The sequence below is a fragment of the Natronorubrum sp. A-ect3 genome, from assembly GCF_041821125.1.
Lineage (GTDB): Archaea > Halobacteriota > Halobacteria > Halobacteriales > Natrialbaceae > Natronorubrum > Natronorubrum bangense.
This window is the reverse complement of sequence record NZ_JBGUBB010000005.1, coordinates 61,355-79,271: the sequence shown is the minus strand read 5'-3', so window position 1 is coordinate 79,271 and position 17,917 is coordinate 61,355. Positions and strand designations below refer to the sequence as shown.

The 17,917-nt window shown below is 57.6% G+C and carries 11 protein-coding genes; 3 read left to right on the top strand and 8 right to left on the bottom strand.

Going from position 1 to position 17,917, the window contains the following annotated elements; all coding sequences use genetic code 11:
* Nucleotides 1-181 precede the first annotated feature (181 nt).
* Complete coding sequence (locus tag ACERJA_RS15340) at nt 182-1,777, bottom strand: alkaline phosphatase family protein (protein ID WP_373609123.1); 1,596 nt, start codon at nt 1,775-1,777, stop codon at nt 182-184.
* Between the two features lie 203 nt (nt 1,778-1,980).
* Between ACERJA_RS15340 and ACERJA_RS15335 the strand changes: the two genes are divergently transcribed.
* Nucleotides 1,981-3,150 (top strand): DUF563 domain-containing protein, encoded by a 1,170-nt coding sequence (locus ACERJA_RS15335; protein WP_006067276.1) that lies wholly within the window; start codon nt 1,981-1,983, stop codon nt 3,148-3,150.
* Between the two features lie 261 nt (nt 3,151-3,411).
* On the opposite strand, the gene ACERJA_RS15330 is transcribed toward ACERJA_RS15335, so the two are convergent.
* The 5 genes from ACERJA_RS15330 to ACERJA_RS15310 all read right to left on the bottom strand — a co-directional run bounded on the left by ACERJA_RS15330 (nt 3,412) and on the right by ACERJA_RS15310 (nt 12,699).
* The gene (locus ACERJA_RS15330) at nt 3,412-5,388 is read right to left on the bottom strand and encodes a hypothetical protein (protein ID WP_373609122.1); all 1,977 of its coding nucleotides are present in this window, start codon (nt 5,386-5,388) and stop codon (nt 3,412-3,414) included.
* Nucleotides 5,389-5,658: 270 nt separating this feature from the next.
* Complete coding sequence (locus ACERJA_RS15325) at nt 5,659-6,861, bottom strand: sulfatase-like hydrolase/transferase (protein ID WP_373609121.1); 1,203 nt, start codon at nt 6,859-6,861, stop codon at nt 5,659-5,661.
* 337 nt (nt 6,862-7,198) lie between these two features.
* The gene (locus tag ACERJA_RS15320) at nt 7,199-8,764 is read right to left on the bottom strand and encodes a flippase (protein ID WP_373609120.1); all 1,566 of its coding nucleotides are present in this window, start codon (nt 8,762-8,764) and stop codon (nt 7,199-7,201) included.
* Nucleotides 8,765-9,086: 322 nt separating this feature from the next.
* Entirely contained in the window at nt 9,087-10,295 is a 1,209-nt protein-coding gene (locus ACERJA_RS15315) for a hypothetical protein (RefSeq protein WP_373609119.1), read from the bottom strand.
* A gap of 1,366 nt (nt 10,296-11,661) precedes the next feature.
* Nucleotides 11,662-12,699, bottom strand: a complete 1,038-nt coding sequence (locus tag ACERJA_RS15310) for a DUF1616 domain-containing protein (protein WP_373609118.1) — start codon at nt 12,697-12,699, stop codon at nt 11,662-11,664.
* A 342-nt stretch (nt 12,700-13,041) separates the two neighbouring features.
* Between ACERJA_RS15310 and ACERJA_RS15305 the strand changes: the two genes are divergently transcribed.
* Both ACERJA_RS15305 and ACERJA_RS15300 read left to right on the top strand, forming a co-directional pair.
* Nucleotides 13,042-14,052 carry a lipid II:glycine glycyltransferase FemX gene (locus tag ACERJA_RS15305; protein ID WP_373609117.1) on the top strand — a complete coding sequence of 337 codons (1,011 nt, stop codon included), beginning with the start codon at nt 13,042-13,044 and terminating at the stop codon, nt 14,050-14,052.
* 214 nt (nt 14,053-14,266) lie between these two features.
* Nucleotides 14,267-15,880 (top strand): alkaline phosphatase family protein, encoded by a 1,614-nt coding sequence (locus ACERJA_RS15300; protein WP_373609116.1) that lies wholly within the window; start codon nt 14,267-14,269, stop codon nt 15,878-15,880.
* A 32-nt stretch (nt 15,881-15,912) separates the two neighbouring features.
* On the opposite strand, the gene ACERJA_RS15295 is transcribed toward ACERJA_RS15300, so the two are convergent.
* Both ACERJA_RS15295 and ACERJA_RS15290 read right to left on the bottom strand, forming a co-directional pair.
* Nucleotides 15,913-16,749 (bottom strand): formyltransferase family protein, encoded by an 837-nt coding sequence (locus ACERJA_RS15295; protein WP_373609115.1) that lies wholly within the window; start codon nt 16,747-16,749, stop codon nt 15,913-15,915.
* On the bottom strand, nt 16,746-17,810 hold the full coding sequence (locus ACERJA_RS15290) for a polysaccharide deacetylase family protein (RefSeq protein ID WP_373609114.1): 1,065 nt from the start codon (nt 17,808-17,810) through the stop codon (nt 16,746-16,748). Before ACERJA_RS15290 ends, ACERJA_RS15295 begins: the two co-directional genes overlap by 4 nt.
* Between the last annotated feature and the right edge of the window lie 107 nt (nt 17,811-17,917).

Sequence of the window (17,917 nt, the reverse complement as noted above, 5' to 3'; positions counted from 1 at the left end):
TCGAACGGGCTCAACACGATAGCTGACAAATTTATATAACATATCAAAACCGGACATCGATACCGCTCCGTCCACGCCGCGACCGCAAGCCAAAAACAAGCGTCGCTGGTCGGTGTTGTGACCCGATCGTGTCGTTCGCTTACGAACGGTACCGTAGCGCAGTTCGAATGCCTCGAGCAGGCTACTCCATGTAGCCGAGTCCGCGAAGTCGGTCCTCAACGTCGTCGAAATCCTCGGTCTGCTCGGCGTCCGCGTCGTCGACCGCTGACTGGCTAACCGCACGCATAGTTGGCGCGTTGTTAGCGGCGAGACACGCAGTGCTGACCTCGCCGTCGACGGTTTCCGGGATAGGTTCGCCGACACTGTGGAGTATCGTCGGAGCGACGTCCACGACAGACAGGTCCGGGATCGAGTTGAGTTCACGAGACTTGACGCTCGGTCCACGAGCAAAAAAGACCCCCTCGCTCCGGTGACTGGCTGCTTTCGCGCCAGCGGGTTCGAAAACGTCGTTGGCAAGCTTTGTCTTCTCCTCATAGCCGTCCTGTCCGACGGCGACGATATCAGGGGAGTAGGTGTCTGTCGGAAAGAGTTCGTCGCCGTCAGAGACTGTCAGTACTGTCTCTCCCGTCTCTGGATCGGTGACTGCCGAGAAAATCGACATCAGCTCCCGTTTGATCGACGGGACCTCAGCTGGCGACACGATGCCCTCTTCGAACCGCTCTGTGTCGTTGATGTAGACGTGACTTGGTCCGTGTGCGAACGCGACCGTCTCCGAGAAATCGACGTCGTACAGACCGTGATCGCCGGGAACCTGCGTCGCAAAGCGATCGACGAGAGGTTTTGGAAGGGTGTCGACGACGTGCCCATCGTCGATCCCGAGCTTCCGTATTGTCCCCAGAATTGTCGATTTCGTAATTCCAAGTTTGTCGAGTGATCCCCGCGTTGCCGTCCGTTCCGTCTGCGATAGATACCCCTCGTTTTCCAGAACTGCACTGAGATTAACAAACTTCGAGATCGGTCCAAACCCGTGGTCAGAGACGACAAACAAGTTCGCCCCCTTCTGATCTGTATACTCGATGACCTCACCGAGAATGTCGTCAAGTTGTCTGTAATGTTCAAGCATGACGTCATCGTCCCAGATGAGATGCTGGAGTCGGTCAGGTGCAGTGTAGACGAAGAAAAACAGTCGCCAGTCATCGGTCTCCATCAGTCGATTCATCAGCGCCCGGCGAGCGTCGACGAGCGACGTAAGATCGTCCCTGAACCGCGTTTCCTCGCCAGAGTACTGCTGCCAGTTCAGCCCGATTTCGTAGTTGGGAATGTGAGTATCGATTTCCGACGCAAACTCGGGTGGATGCGTCGCCCGGCGGTTGATTTTCGGGGAAATCATTCCCGAAACCATCGTACCGTCGATGCTGCTTGCGGGAAATGTCATCGGGACGTTTCCTACGAGCGACGGCGAAAGCAGGTCCCACAGTGCCGGCTGCGTGCGATCGGCGCTCGTGTTCATCTGCTGGGTGTAGTCCTTGTTCAGTTTCTGAAACCCGTAGATGCCGTGTTTGTCAGGCCAAACGCCAGTGGCAATCGACGGCCAGGCAGTGGGCGTGGTCGGCGGTGTCGTGCTCCGTAGCGGCGTGCCGACCCCCTCGTCGGCGAGCGTCTTGAAATTCGGTAACTCTCCTGCTTCGATCCACCGGTGGATGCGATCCCAGGGAACGCCGTCGATTCCAAGCACGAACGCGCGGTCCGTCTTGGTGTATTGATTCGTGGCAGACATCAATTGCTCCAGTGTCCGACACCTCCTTCCCGCCACGTATTGTTATGCGATTTCTTCCACGGAACAGCTATCACCTATCCGACAATCGGCGGACAATGCGGTTCGAGAAGGGGCCTCGCTCTTGATTTGTTATTCTGTCAGCTCGACAAAAAAGATCAGTAAACACACACATACTCAAATACCAATACGTGGAGGCAGTGATAATGAGTCTCGAGACGCTCACAAAAACCGTCGAGAGTCGAGGGTTCGCATGCGCGGTCGCGCTCACGACGCTAGACCGAAACCGGGTGACAAGAGCCGAACTGTACGATCAGTTCGTCGAAAACGATACACTCATTGAATACGGGCACCCGGAATCGGTCACCGTTTCTGAGCCTGACGGCTACGCCGGCAAGATTCCGGGCATGGATCGGTGGCGAGGACGGTATACGGTCTCCAAACCGTTTGTCGGCGTCGTCCACGATGCCCATCTCGTCGGCTCGCCACCGCTTGCGGTGACTGAGTCTGGGTACGTCGCCGACGCTTCCGTGAGTCCGAACGTACAGACGCTTAATGTCATCAACTCAGTCCGGGAGTCGCCAAAACGGATCGCGACCGGGAACGGCCGGCGAGAAGATATCGACGAAGCAGTCCTACTCCACAATAGCTGGGACGGCGGCTACTTCCACTGGGTCGCAGAAACGCTGACGCGACTCGAAGGCGTCGAGCAGTACACCGCCGAAACGGGTCGAACACCGAAGCTGATCGTCGGTCCCGATCTCAACAGTTATCAGCTAGAGACGCTCGAGTTACTCGGCTACGACAGCGACGATCTGATTCGGTGGGACGCCACGTACTGTCAGGTCGATCGGCTTGTCGTTCCCGCGATGCGACGCGAAATCAACCCACCCAGTCCGTCCCCATTCTCACATCAGTGGCTCCGGGAGTCACTTCGCGAGCAAGCGCTTCGTGCCGTCGACACCAGCCGCTTCTCTGACCGTGTCTATATCAGCCGAAACGACGCGACCAGCCGCCGCGTTCGAAACGAACGAGACGCGTTCAAGCGACTCGAGCACGCTGGCTTCGAACGGTACGAACTCTCATCGATGGCGGTCAAGGAGACCATCGCCCTGTTCGCCCAGGCCGACTGTATCGTGACGCCACACGGAGCCGGGTTGACGGATCTCATCTACGCAGACAATGTCTCGGTTGTCGAACTGATGCCGATCAACCGCGTCAACGGGATCTACTACATGCTCACAAAGCAGGTCGACGGCTGGTACGGCTACATCGGCTGTGAGACGAACGAGAGCGACCTCATCGTCGACGTCGACGATCTCGAGGCGATGGTCGACGCAGCGCTGGCGAGAGATTCGGTCGGGCAACTCTCGTGACATCCACCCACCCGGTGTTGGGTGGGCAGGTCACTCTTGAACGTTGAGAGTTTACGGTTTACTGGACAGTCAGCCAGTGACATGTCACGAAGCCGTTACTCGTACCCTGTAGGAGACTTCGAGTCATCTGATCGGGTAACGACACGACTGTCGGCATGGTCGGCTTACTCCGTGCTTTCGGCGATGAGCCGTGGCGAACACCGAGCCAACCGCCAGTTCTCCTCACACGCTTTTCGAAATGAACGGTGTTGGTCGACGGAATCAGTTATCAGCGTTGTACTCGAGGGTTACGTCGGCTTCGCCGGCAAGCCAGAAATCGGTGATCTCGCCGCTGAACCGGTAGGCGTCGAGACCGTCGTCGACGGTGCCACTGGCAGTGGTCCCTTCGACCTTGTCGCCGTCATCGATCGTCGCCCCGCTGTATTCGGACTGGACAATCTCATCACTGACTGAGAGCGAGTAGTCGGTCGTGCCAGCTGCCTCCGCGCCGTCGATGACAATCGCGTGGGGAAGGTCCGACGTTTCGGCATCGTCGTCGCCGTCCCAGGAGCCGACCCCTTCCAGTTCGCTGAGGTCGAACTCGTGGCCGTTAACCGTCGCAGTCAGGTCAGCGGTCGTGTCGACATCGGTGATGGAACCGGTAATGTAGAAGTCGTCGACGTGTCCGCCGAGGAAACCCTCGACCAGGAAGTCGTCGCCGTCGGTCGTCACGACATCCTGATACGGATCGTCGGGGTTTGTATCCGCGTTCTCGCCGGCTTCGGCGTCGCCGGATCCCAAAATCTCGTACTCCGCGATCTGATCGGGTGTGCCGCCGCGGAGTTCGACGTGATTTGACTCGTTGTCCTCCCAGACGTCCTCGATGTCGACGTCGTCTTCGTCGCTGTCCCAGGAGCCGACCCCTTCCAGTTCGCTGAGGTCGAACTCGTGGCCGTTGACCGTCGCGGTGACGTCCGCGCTGGCATCGACCTCAACGACTGCACCAGTGATGTGGTAGTCGTCGCGGAAGCTCCCGAGGTAGCCTTCGACAACGAACTCGTTGCCATCGGTTGCGGTACTGTCATGATACGGATCGTCAGGGTTCGTATCAGCGTACTCTCCCGACTCGGCGTCGCCATACCCCTCGAGTCGGTATTCGACGGTGCTCCGTCCCGAGGTGCGCTCAAGTACAACGTGGTTGGATTCGTCGTCGTTCCAGACATCCTCGATACTGCTGTCGTCCTCGTCGTCGTCGCCGTTCTCCGGCGAACTCGGGGACGGCGACTGCGATGGCAACGAACCCGATGAACCGGATGCGGCTTCCTCTGCCGACAGTGGCAGTCCCTCGATCTCACTGGGTTCGGTACGGGGTTCACGGTTGGCTGGCGATCCATTGATGTTGCCTGTGCTCGCCCCACCGTGGGAGCCTTCTGTTTCCCAGTACGTGTTCTCCGCGGTGACCGAAGCGTGGTCCGACGCCGACCATGCGCCGTCCCCGAGGACCACATCGCCGAGTCCGCTGCGGTGACTGATGTCGCCGGTCCCGTCGGCGTTGCTCAGGTCGCAGTCAATGAGTTCGGTGTGCTGAAAGAACGCCCAGTAGTTGCGGTAGTTGCGGTGCATCACGCAGTTCTCGAGTTTCGAGCCGTCAGTCCCGAGACGGAACCCAGCAGGGGTACACTGAGACGCGTATGAGTTCCGAATAATCACTCGACCACCGCTACCAGGTGCAGGATGGTCATTCGGGTTCCCTGGACTCGAAGCGTAGACTGCGTTATCACCGAAGTCCTGAAAGTTCGCACCCTCGATAATAATTTCGCCCGAGTGGCTCGGCGGGACGAACATTCCTGTCACAGCACCGCCGCCAGCCGTCCAGTTCGTCCCGTCAGCCCAGTAGAAATTCTCGACTCGTCCGTTGCCAGAGAGGACAATCGGCTCGTCTTTGGCAGTGTCGTCCCACTCGCCACGGATGCCGACGTTTCGGATCGTCCAGTCGTTCCCGGTCGCGTTGATACGGAATTTCGCACCGCGAGCCGAGATATCGATGAGGACGTTGCCCCACGTCTCACCATTCGAAAGGCTCTTCGAGTACGTCTCGTTCGCAGACACAACAATTTCATCATAGTCGTCGGATGCCGCAGCGGTGATCCCGGCAGCGATCGGTAGCGACGCCGTCGCCGCGATTCCTTTGAGATACGACCGACGGTCGACCTGCGAACGCCTGTCATCATCCGCGTCAATAGACTCTCTGTCGAACATTGTATGCTGAGAAAGAGAGTCTATTCGCAAACACTGTCCCGTTAATCAGTGCTTTCTTTATACCAGAACAAACTCATCGAAAGATGTGTAATACAGATAATATATAGAGAGAAACAATACCATCAGTCGGAAAGCACTATACGCGAATCGGTCCGAACGGACGTTTGGAACACTCTCGTACTCAGCGCAGTAGCTTACGTTCGCCAACTGTTCAAGATGTAGTAAATTTCGCCTATTGGTAGAGGAGCGGCCGATAACGGCCAATAGCTCTCACCGGTACCCGAGCTGTTCGAGATGTTCTTTGGTTTCTTCGTCGAGCGAACGTTGCTCCGGCTCAACAGTAACGGAAGCGACTCGTTCGGTCAACTGCCGCGCCTCAGATTTCGAAATTGACGGCGTTCCGTACGTCCGCTCCGACGCGAGGTAGTGTGTGATCGTGTTCAGGAGCTTTCGGGATGTGGATTGGCCGCCGCCGAATGACCCAGTGTATCCCGAAAAGAGCGCGTCGTACATGGCGGTTAGTGGTAACACGAATTTGCTCGTTTCGTTTATTACATACCCACCGTCCGCCGTCCAGATACTCGGCGCATCGTAATTCGGATCAAGCACCGTGTCACGGTACTTCGCGTTCGGACGCATCACACCCTGAGTGTACACCGGACGGTCTGGCTCGAGGGCAGTGAGTAATGATTGGCCGTCGCAGTCGACCACCGGTTTCGAGTCGTCGACGAGTGACTGAATTGTCGGGAAGAGGTCGGTGTGATGGAGGAACGTCTCGCCGTGCTTGTTATCGAGTGAGTCGTGGATGAAGACTGCCGGAACATAAACGACCTCTGGGGCAGCCGGTAGTCCATGGCCGACAAAGCCGCCGTGCTCGCCAAGTAACTCACCGTGATCGGCAAGGTATATTACAAGCGTATTATCGAGCAGCCCGCGCCGTTCGAGAACCTGTAATCGCTGTTCGAATCGATCAGTACTTTTTTCGACCGTTCTCAGATACAGCTCGCGAAGTTGCTCGATGTCCGAGATTTCCGAGAACATCTCTGCGGTCGTGTGGTCCTTATATCCAACGTACGGCGAGTGACCACCGTTATCATGCTCGAGAACGACAAACGGTTCGTCAGCCGTTTCGAGGTCAACCGTGCCAGGATCGTTAAGAATGTCTTGGACTGCTCTTCCTTCCCAGACGACCTCGTTATACCCCGTCGTCACGTCGAGATCGAACAATGTCGGTAACGAGTTAGTGAGTGACTCGTTGAACCACGTCACTCCGTGGTGAGGTGCATCCATCCCAGTTGCGATGCTTGGCATCGCCTGCGGTGTACAAAGGGCTGCCGCAGCCATCTTGAACGATCGCCCTCGATCCGAAACACGTTGAGGAAGCGCGTCATACCGGACCGAGTCAGCGATAAACACGTAGACATTGTCAATTGAATTCGTCTCTAACCCACGAAGCGGAACGTTTCGCTCCATCAGTATCACTCACCAGGGACGACAAACCGACTGGTGGTTAGCCACCCAGCAGGTGTGGTTTCCGGAATCATCTCACCACCGACCTCACCGCCGTTATCAAACGGTTCGTGCAACGCTGGCAGGTATTGGTCCCATCGCTGTCGATCGATCGATCGCGCTGGCAGTCCGGAACGTGAATGGCCTGTCGGAACAATTGCAGTCATACACTCGTGATACTGGTCCGGACATGCAGGCATAGTTATGGGTCTGGTATAGATTGTTAGCACCCACTTCGAACCAAGTTCCACACAAGTCACCCGTCAATCGGAGTAGCCGTCGGCTGACGTGACCGTCATAACTAGTCCGTCGGCAGTGACTCGGACGTCTCGCCGGCCGTCTCAGACACCGGAATCCACTGCCGGAGTATGTCGAGGGAGATACCGGTTTTCTCCTCAAGGACGTCAACCACTACAACGTCGTCGGGTTCGAGTCCGCCGACCAGTCCAACGACAAGCAACGAAAGTAGGCCGACGAGCACGAGCACTGGACCGAGAGTCAGCAGCGAAATTGAGAACCACGGCTCAAGAACGAACGCGATCGGGAGCAGCACCAGCGGGAGGAACACGTAGCAACGGATTGCCTCATGTGAAAGCGGCGTAATGTCGTAGCGGATCGCGAGGATACCACAAATGACGCCGTGAACCGCAGTGAGCGAAATAGCGGACGCGACTCCAGCACCCATGAACCCGTATTGCGGAATAAGAACGAGGTTGATCAGTACGTTGAGTGTGACGCCGACCCCATTGCCAACCGCGATCCAAGTCGTCGCACCGACAGCCGACAGCGTTTCTCGGTCGCGGCCGGCAGTCGCGCTCAGAAAGAAGCCGATCGCGAGTATCGGTAACACTGTGGCCGCGTCCGCGTACGAAGGGCCGAAGACGAGCGCCATAATGTCGTGTGGGAATATGACGAGGAGGAGAAAAACGGGAAAGGTGAGCACGTACACCCATTTCGTCGACGTTGCGTAGATGTCGTCGACGGCGTCGCGCGCACCGTCGGCGTCGAGCCGCGATGCGATCGGCAGGTACAAAAACCCGAATGCGGAGAGCACAATCGTCAGGCCGGTCGCTATCGGATACGCCGCATCGTACATACCGACCTCGTAGGAACTCCGGAAGTAGCCGAGCATGAGCGTGTCCGTTCGTGCGAGCATCACACCGATGACGGTCGAAATAACCAGTGGCGCGGAAAACGTGACCAGTTCTCGAATGTGCGTCCGATAGCGCCCACGCAACGTCATTAACCGACTAAGCAACAGGTGGGCGACGACGAACGTGATGATTGCAGCGGCGAGATACGCGATTCCCACCGCGACGATTCCGACCCCGGCCAGCAGCAATAGCGCGATTATCGCAGTCCGAAGGAATGGGTCGAGGAAGCTCTGGATGATTGTCTTATAGACTGTGTTTTCGTACCCGCGGATCGCCGCGACAGCAATTCGGAAGCCGACGATGAACGGGAGTGAAATAGCGATACACTGAACGAGGAGGACCGCTGCGTTCGTTTCGAAGAATTGGGCCGCAATCGGTTCCGCGGAGACGAACAATGCGGCGCCGATCAGGACGGAGAGCAAGACCGTCACAACGAGGCCACTTACCCAAACACCCCGCTGGTCCTCGACATCATCATAGCGTGGAATGAACCGTGAGACACCCTGTTCGCAACCCGCGAGCGCGATCATCAACGTGAATGTCAACAACGCAATACCGATGCTTACCTCGCCGTATGCGGACGGCGAGAGCAATCGGCCGATCACAACCCGTTCGGCCAGATTCGCAACCGAGCTGACGATGCCACCGAGCATCACTATCGCCGCACTCGAGAGTAAAGCCGACAGTTCACGTTTTTGATCTTGATCTGCCATTAGTAGGAGTTTGAACCAGTGTCTTGCATCGTGAGACAGTAATTACGGAGTCCGCGTAGCGCAGCGCTCCGTCGCTTGTGATTCCACAGTGATCGGCCAAAACACGATTTCGGAAGGCTTCTGCCTCGGGTGAGTGTCACCATCGATTGACAGATCATAGCTGATCGATCAGTCACGGCGCTCGTCCGGTCGTGCCGATCGGCTAGCGCGTTCGGTTTTGAGTCCATCATATCATCAGAGTATTAATTTTCACTTTGTTGTTAATTGGCTCCAGTTAATCAATGAGCGAATGTCGACTATCTGTCGCCTGAGTTGGTCACGCTCATTCGGCCCCGGCGTTGACGTAGTACAACTCGAAGTCACCGTTCGACTGGATGCGATCGACCCCCTGCTCGGTCGTTGCCGACTGCAGATCCTGTTCGGTGTACCGCAGGCCGTGGTAGGCGTGTTGCTCGCGCTCGTAATCTGCCTTCGTGAGTATCAGATAGCGATCCGAATCGTAGGACGACACCAACCCATCTTCGACCGCCGATTCGGAGGCGCTCTCGTGTGACCGCATACGTTCTTCGTTCCCGTGAATCGCGTCGTCGAATCGGTCAATAGTACCCCGAAGACCGACAAACTCGATGTCGTCACTCTGGTTTGCGAACGCCGTCTCGTAGCCGTTCATCGATGAGTCGGTGACGTGTGGCGACGCGTTGTAGATGTACGGCGAGGGAAAGATTACGAGTAACGAAGCCACCAGCAGAATGGCGAACCCGACCGAAAAGAGTGGTTGGACGCTGCGGCGGGAGAGACGGCGCGAGAGCGACGTGAATCCGATCGTGATCGCGACCGAGCCAAGCACGATGGCAAAGACCATCATCAGCCCAAAGACACGGAAGTATATCTCTGACCCGGAAGCGATAAAGTAGAGGACGAACAGCGCACCGAGCGCGGCAAGACCGGCGGTGAAGTACGCTGTCATCGCTGGCACAGCCTCATACTGCGTCCGGACACCGAGTCCGAACACGGCAACAATCAGACCGGCGACGAGTAACATCATCACCAGACTCGTTCCGAAGAGTTTGAGAAAGATTTCGGCCATGCTCGCGCCAATCGCGCTCAGCGACGCCCCCTGAGACGCGACGGCTGCTCCTGCCTCTCCGGTTCCGAAAATGAAGTCGGCAGCCGAAGTCGTGATGTATGCGACCGTATCGAGGTAGAACCCGACACTGGCAGTCCAGGCCAGAAACACGGCAAGTAAAAATAACGTCTGTCCGTACAGCGGCCGGTGGGATCGAATCGTGCTCGCGACCGTGGATCGACTGCTCTCGGCCGAGGATCGACGAGCGAAAAACTGTACGAGACAGATCGCGATAGCGACAGGCAAGAGATGCGCGACGAGTTGCGGGTGATACACGACCGCTGCAACCGACAAGAGTGCAAGGGTTACCCCAGCGATAGACACCACCGCCTCACTCTGATCCGATTGGAGGTACTTCGTGAGTACGTACACGAAAAGCGCCGAAAACAGCACTGCCTGTGTCATTGGGTGGGGATGGTGATGCGTAGCAATCGTGGTTATCGGAAGTAACAGGAATGCTGAAAAAGTCGCAATAGTAGTTGCTTCTGGTGTTGGTATGATATTTCTTACACATAGTGGGATGAACACGAGAAATATAATTGTCGCAAGCAACGTGACGAACAACATTGCTCGAGAAATCGGAATTCCGATGGCTGCGCTGATAAACGTCCCACTCGTGTGAATGCCAGGATAGGCAAGATCTGTCGGAAGAAGAGATCCGTCGCTGATAGCCGTCGCCCATCCAAGATGAGTCAACGCGTCGTGGTGTCCATAGTACTGGTAGTTCCGGATGAGTGGCAAACCAGTGAAGACGACCATTACAAGTCCACCAAGGGCGAGTGCGATCGAACGACTTCCTCGATGAGCGCTCGAGAAGGGAACGAACGAAACGGCCAACGCGATGGCCAGCGCAACGAGCAGACCAACCCAGACGGCCGAAGGCGTCATCGAGTAAATCGACAGCTCGTATCCAATTGCCGGAGTGGCGTGGGCAACGAGTGCGCTCCCAGCTAGCGCGAGGAATCCGATCGACAGAATCAGTCTTGTGATTATTTCGTCATCCGCGATTGAGTGAGTTGACATTCGAAGCTGCTACAGCGTTTTCTGATAACAGACCTTGTTATTCACTGGTTTCTATACGTAACACAGCCAATACCCGCATCACAGCTTTTGCAGCGTTGATTTCGAAGTTTCTTGTTTCAATTGGCAGTACTGATAGAGACAAGGTTCCGACTCGTAGGAGAGCTATAATAACAGCTGAACCGATGTCCACACAGATCGCATCGCTCACGGGTCACGTCGTTCCCCGCTCGCCAGAGTGCGGTTCTCGCTCCGGTAATCGCTCACGGGTCGTTCCTCCCCGTTCGCTTTCCCGCGGTTCTCACTCACTTCGTTCGTTCCGAACCGCGCACGCTCCGAACCGCGCACGCTCCGAACCGCGCTCCCGTTATGCGATCTGGTGTGCAGTGACGTGCAGTGGCTACTATAATCCAAACGAAGTCGCCACCCGAATGTAGCGCAGTATTGCTCGAGCGCACCTTGCACTCGTGCTGTGACTGTCAGACGCCAGTCAGTGAACAGTCAACCGCAAACAGGTCGCTGTCGTCGTCAGCGACGGACGATGCAAATGGGAAACGTATGCGACTCGAGGATGCAACCGACAGCGCCGTAGATAAGCGATCCTCAAGCAAGATACAATCGGAATGTAATACCCACGCCGATGACAAACGAGACGGCGAGGTGGACCTCTCGGAGAGACAATTCAAACACCCGTGGGGAGGTCAAAATCGTAAAAAGTTCGTACAAGCGGTGGCAGTCCCGCTAACAGAGCTTACTCGTCCTCGAGGTCTTCGCCGATCTCGGTCCAGAAGTAGCCGTGGCGATAGGCGTTGTCGGTGGTTGGTGTCTCGGGAACTTCGTCGTCGTACAGCAACACCGCAATCCGAACGCTTCCGCTTTCAGCGTTCGGTGTAACGTTCTGTTCGTCTGTTTCAGTGACGCCGTCACTGACACTGTGCTCGGTCCGTTGTAACTCCGTCCGCTCGGAAACGTCGCCATCGTTGATCCACTGTTCTTGGATGACGACGGTGTAGTCCTTATCCTGACCTTCCTGGTTCTCGATAGCGGTCGTAAACGACATCGATTCGCCAGGCTCGATATCCGAGGGGTAGCCAGCAGCGACCAGTTCACCCGAATCGTCTTCCGTGAGCAACTGGAGGTCAGTGTACTGTTCGCCCTGCTGTGGGGAGACGAACGCATAGCCGACACTTGTCAGAGCAAGGAGCATACTGACGACGAGGACCACATTGACGGCAGTATGAACAGTCGACCCCGTTCCGAATATCGCCGTCCGGAGGGCACCGAGTGTTCGGCCGAGACGGAACTGGTATCGATCACGGACAGGCACTCGAAATCGTCTGATGGTGGCGATGGCGACACCAGCCAAGACAAAGCTGCTCACGGTGCCGACCACGGTCGAGGTGGTAAACCCCCACGAGAAAAAAGCGATGACAAGTCCGAGCAGCGGAAGAAGTGCGAAACTCAGGCCGAACGCGAGTGCGACGCGTTCGACGTCGGTCACGTCCCACGTCTGTCCGATTAGCGGCGTTGATTCGGTCGTTTCAGTCGGTGACGTGCGGGGAAACAGAACCGAGACCATGGCATACCCGGGTGCGAGAAACAACAGCGGAAAGCCGACTGCGGCTCGCACGACCGGAGATGCGACGTCGACAGCTGTCAGCAGTATAGTTGCAACAGCGACAAATCCAGCAACGCCAACGAGATCGGACGGGATCCGGGCGAAGAGATGTTTGATGTCTAGCCCAACGGCTGCAAACGGCCGAAACGTTCGGTTCAGGATGTCTTTCATTTATTCGTCAGTTATACGGATATCGATCGTTCCGGTCATTGTTACTAGTCGCATAACCGACTATTCAGCCCGGCTACCAGTTCGTCAGTCGACGAACGATCAACCCAGCCAGCGACCAGAACCGGCACGATTCGGTGTAACGGGCGGAGACGCGAGGCCACAGCAGCCAGCGATAGCTCGCTGTTCTGTGGCAGGATTTCGCTTCCGCATCGAACCCAACTCGAGTGGCCAGAACGACAGAAACAGGATGCTTACAAAGTGCTCGTAAAGCGATCCCTCTCGTATGAAACGCCGAGCGACCCACGACAGCACTCGAGCAGCCATCTCCGGGTGGTCGAACAGATGAGCATCGACGTCCGCGTCGCGACAGACGACGACCTGGAGCGATGGAACGGCTACGTCGCGCAGTCGCCACAGGGGACCCTCTGTCACGAACTCGAGGCGCTGCGAGTGCAGGCCGAACACGCAGACGCGAAGATCCACCCACTGATCGGGTTCAAAGGGCAGGAGCCGGTTGGGCTGTTTCCCGTCTTCGAGATTACGAAGCAGTTCGTCACGACGGTGTTTTCCCCGCCCCCACACCTCCGCGTGCCGTATCTCGGGCCGGCGTTTCTGAACATGGGGAAACTGAAACAGCGAAAACGCGAGCGTCGCCGCCAGCGGTTCATGGACGGCTGCTTCGAGTGGATCGAGTCGGAACTGAATCCGAAATACGGCCACATCCGGACAGCGACGGCGTTCGAGGATTCGCGCCCGTTCAAATGGAACGCATACGACGTGACACCGGAGTACACCTACGCTGTCGACCTCACCGTTGGGGAAGAGGACCTCCTGATGTCGTTCAGCAGCGACGCCCGGAGCAACATCCGGAACACCGACGACGACGCCTACGAGGTCACAGTCGGCGGCCCCGAGGAGATTCGACTGATCCACGAGCAGGTGAAACATCGGTACGAGTCCCAGGATATCAGCTTCGGCGTCCCAGTCGAGTTCGTCCTCGAACTTGCCGAGCGATCCGAGAACGGCCACGTGCGTCCGTACACCCTTCGCGTAGACGGCGAATTCGTCGGCGGCATTCTGGCGCTCGAGTACGACGGCACCACGGGTCGATGGATGGGCGGGGTGCGGACCGACGCCGATGTCGACGTGCCGACGAACGACCTGCTCGACTGGGGAATTATGAACGATGGCCTCGAGAACGGCCTCGAGACGTACGACCTCGTCGGGGCCGACACGCGCCGGATCAATCGATACAAAGCGAAGTTCAACCCCGAACTGGAGACGTACTACAGTCTCGAGTACGGCTCGTGGGGGATGCGAACGATCGCGTCGCTGTACGACAGTGTCAAGTAGCTGAATGAAGATCGGCAGCGTCTCATCCAGCGCGGCGCTCGTTTTGTCTCTCTGTGCCAAAGAGGAGACGTGGTAGGGCATGATTTCGCCGCTGCTTTTGAGAGGGAGTCAGCGTTCGGTTCGTCCGCTGTGGCACCAGGCTATCTCCGGTAAACGTAGACGCTGCTGGTAATCTAGGTCATAACGAAAGGTCAGTATCGTGGAGGTGTCGGTGATGAGCGACAAATCTTCCCTTCACACGCTGCTCGTCGGGATCGACGCAGCCTGTGACCGGGTACTCGAGCCGCTGTTCGAAGCTGACGAGATACCGACCCTCGAGTCGATTTACCGAGAGGGGACGAGTGGACCGCTCGAGTCCCAGATCCCACCGTGGACGGCGAGCGCGTGGCCCTCGTTATATACGGGAATGAACCCCGGCAAACATGGGGTCTACGGCTTTCTCTCGTTCGATGGCTACGACTGGGACGTGGTCAACGCGACCGACGTCCACGAGCGAACACTGTGGGAACTGCTCGACCGCCACGAGGTCACGAGCGCGGTCGTCAACGTCCCCGTCACGCATCCGCCACGAGAGTTCGATGGCGCGCTGATTCCAGGCTACACCGCCCCGGAGGACCCCGACTGTCATCCCGCGGGGCTGCTCGAGGACGTCCGGGAGGCGATCGGTGAGTACCGTGTCTACCCTAACGAGGACGCAGCCGACCTCGGGCAGGCGTACACTGACTGCGTGCGCATGCGAGGAGAGGCGTTTCGCTACCTCGCCGATGAGTACGAGCCCGAGTTCGGGTTCGTCGAGTTCCAGGCGACTGATTCGATCTTTCACGAGCGGCCGGACGACGACGCGGCGATTCGATCGATCTACCGCGAGGTCGACCGGCAGTTGGCCGAGATCCTCGAGGCAACGGAGCCGGCAAACGTGATCGTCGCGAGCGATCACGGAATGGGGCCATACGACGGACTGGAGTTCCGCGTCAATGACTACCTCCGTGAAGAAGGCTTCGTGACGACCGCAAGCGGCGGTCGGGGAATGCCAAACTGGGCGACAGTGCGGGACGGAAATCTCAAGGAGGGTGACGACACGACACGCCACGAGGCCGGCGTCGCCGAGCGAGCGATGGCGACCGCTGCCGGGTTTGGGCTGACAAGCCAGCGTATCGGGGCCGCCCTCGAGCGACTCGGGCTCGACGAGTTCGTCGCATCGCACGCCCCAACGGGGATGGTCAACGCGGGAGCAACGCAAGTCGACTTCCCCGATTCGACCGCGTACGTCCGCTCGCGGATCGAACTCGGCGTTCGGATGAACCTCGAGGGCCGCGAGCCAAACGGCGTCGTCCCGCCAGACGCATACGAGGAAGTTCGAACTCGACTCATCGACGCCTTGCGATCGGTTCGAACGCCCGAGGGGGAGCCCGTCTTCGAGGCTGTTCGACCCCGCGAAGAGTACTTCCACGGACCCGAGAGCGAGGATGCCGTCGACATCGTGACCGTCCCGGCCGACTTTGAGCACTTCCTGTCGGCGACGCTACGAGACGAGCAGTTCGGCCCGCCAAGCGAGCCGTGGAACCACAAACTCGAGGGAACGGTCGCGGCTCGAGGCGCGGATATCGAGCCCACAGCGGGCGTCGGGGACGCTCATCTCTTCGATATCGCTCCGACGGTCCTCTCGACGTTCGGGATTCCGTTCGACGAGCGGATGGACGGCACGCCGCTGCCGTGTGTCGACGCAGCCGGCACGGAGCAGTATCCACGGTTCGATGGGACACAGTCGGTCGAAACAGCGGACGACGATGTCGAAAAGCGACTCGCAGATCTCGGCTATCTCGAGTAATGGAGGCGAGGATTGCCCGAATCGGGAGACGATCACTCGGTGACGTGGTTTTGCACTTTTCCCCTGATATTTTTGAGTTCGATCCGGACAGTATCGACCAGCCCCGGGCACGTGTATAGCGGCCCGAGCTCGTCAGTGTGCGTGGGTCCGAATTCCGGATCTTCGAGTCGAGTGCACGCAGTTGCCAGCATGTCAGTGGAATTGTCAAAGAGTCTTTGTCTAACATTCTGCCACGTCCGACAGTCAGTGATGTCGATCGTCTTCTCAACGACAATCTCGCCACCGTCGAGGGTCGAAGTAAGCCGCTGAAGCGTGACACCGGCAGTCCGCTCGTCGTTCGCAAACTCCCAGACACCGGGTGAGCGACCTCGGTACTCCCTGATGTTGCCGTGGTGGTAGCTTAATACACCGTGTGACGGCGCTGATAGGACGTCTCCCTTGATGATACCGAACCCACGGCGAAACAGCAGATCCAACTCTGCCGACTCAATCCGCTCAATCGCTGCCGCCGGAAGCCGGTTACCGATGCCATCAGCAGGCTCCGGTCGAGCGTGGACGATTTCTGCATCGTCGAACCATGCTCGGTCCTCGAGCGGTATTTTTTCTAGATACCAGGGTGTGCTGGCGAGCTGGTGCCAAGCCAGCACGGGTGTCCACGCACCGTACTCCCTCGCGGCGGCGGCGTATCGCTGCCATGGAATCGACGACCCTGCTGTATCGGTGTCGGCCGGACTGTCAGCTGGTGGGAGTATTACCTGTGCTACCGAAACACCGGCGTCTCGTATTGCCGTTTCGACAGCCTCGAGAGCCCACCGTTCCATTGCTGATTCATCTAACAGGATGCCGATAGTGAGTCCGTCGTCAGTCATGCATCGTGGTCGAAGGGATGATCTAACGAGGCGTTCGCTGGTTTCGGTTGACCGACCTCTCGTGTCGGGCACAGGTCGTCTTGCTGTGCCTGTGCCGAATGGTCGCCGTGGGGTGCTCGCTGTTCGTACTCGGACTGGAGATCTTTCATCGTTCGGACGCGAATGTCACCCATCTCCTGTCTTTCGGAGAGCTGTCGAACGAACGATTCGACCTGCGGCCACTGTTTCTCGTTTGAGAAGTCGTACAGGTGACTCCAGTAGTGAACGAACGAATCAGTAGTCGCTGCAGCATCGATCCCTCGTCTGAGGTTGCGTTCGTGGAGCCGCTGTCGGACAAACAGTGGGATCGAACGATACACAGGATGTGGGTCAGACGTTCCCGTCTGCAAGAACGGGGCAGCAAAGGTGATATACTCCGGACTGTACGACTCCAGAACGCCCTGCCTGACGGCTGGTTCTACTGCCGGATGGCTTCCGAAAAGAATGTCGTACAACTTCCCAACAGCTGTCGCGGGGTGATGTTCATCGTGTGCCTTGTAGTGGGGAGTCCGCTTTGTTCGAATCCCGGTGTCAACAAGGACACCCGATGGCGGAGTGCTGTGGCGTGGTGGAACGATTGAACCGGTTTTTCCAAGGCCGTGTTCGTCGTGCACTCGTTGTGCCTGGTTGAGTTCCCACCGAACAATTTCAGGATCAACTTCGTCACACTCTATGTGAGAGTAGGTGTGCGTACAAATCTCGTGATCGGTACGCCGCGAGCGGATGTCGTCGATCAGATCCGGCGCGTAGAACTCGGGGTCCTCCTCGACGGACGTTCCCGGGTCGACATCCCACCAATCTTCATCGTGTGGGCCGTCATGCGTTCCATCACAACTCTCGTGAAGCAGATGCCCAACGATGTTGAACGTGATCGGCACGTCGTATTCATCACACTGATCGAGCAACCGAGAGAGATGTCGCGTTTCCGCCTCTCGGTTCTCACTGAGTTTATCGAATTTATCGAACCGAACCAGCCCCCATCCCAGTTCGATCTCGATACTGATAGTTACTGTTCCGACCATTGTCACGTATTTATCACTGGCCCAGTATCTTCAGTATGAATCGAATTATGAATTAGAAATAAAAGGTTGATTGAGTTTTATCAGGAACAACCGATCGAGTGCGGCGG

Coding starts and splice junctions, on each gene's coding strand:
- ACERJA_RS15340 (WP_373609123.1), bottom strand. CDS start 1,777: ATGTCTGCCACGAATCAATACACCAAGACGGACCGCGCGTTCGTGCTT.
- ACERJA_RS15335 (WP_006067276.1), top strand. CDS start 1,981: ATGAGTCTCGAGACGCTCACAAAAACCGTCGAGAGTCGAGGGTTCGCA.
- ACERJA_RS15330 (WP_373609122.1), bottom strand. CDS start 5,388: ATGTTCGACAGAGAGTCTATTGACGCGGATGATGACAGGCGTTCGCAG.
- ACERJA_RS15325 (WP_373609121.1), bottom strand. CDS start 6,861: ATGGAGCGAAACGTTCCGCTTCGTGGGTTAGAGACGAATTCAATTGAC.
- ACERJA_RS15320 (WP_373609120.1), bottom strand. CDS start 8,764: ATGGCAGATCAAGATCAAAAACGTGAACTGTCGGCTTTACTCTCGAGT.
- ACERJA_RS15315 (WP_373609119.1), bottom strand. CDS start 10,295: ATGACACAGGCAGTGCTGTTTTCGGCGCTTTTCGTGTACGTACTCACG.
- ACERJA_RS15310 (WP_373609118.1), bottom strand. CDS start 12,699: ATGAAAGACATCCTGAACCGAACGTTTCGGCCGTTTGCAGCCGTTGGG.
- ACERJA_RS15305 (WP_373609117.1), top strand. CDS start 13,042: ATGAGCATCGACGTCCGCGTCGCGACAGACGACGACCTGGAGCGATGG.
- ACERJA_RS15300 (WP_373609116.1), top strand. CDS start 14,267: ATGAGCGACAAATCTTCCCTTCACACGCTGCTCGTCGGGATCGACGCA.
- ACERJA_RS15295 (WP_373609115.1), bottom strand. CDS start 16,749: ATGACTGACGACGGACTCACTATCGGCATCCTGTTAGATGAATCAGCA.
- ACERJA_RS15290 (WP_373609114.1), bottom strand. CDS start 17,810: ATGGTCGGAACAGTAACTATCAGTATCGAGATCGAACTGGGATGGGGG.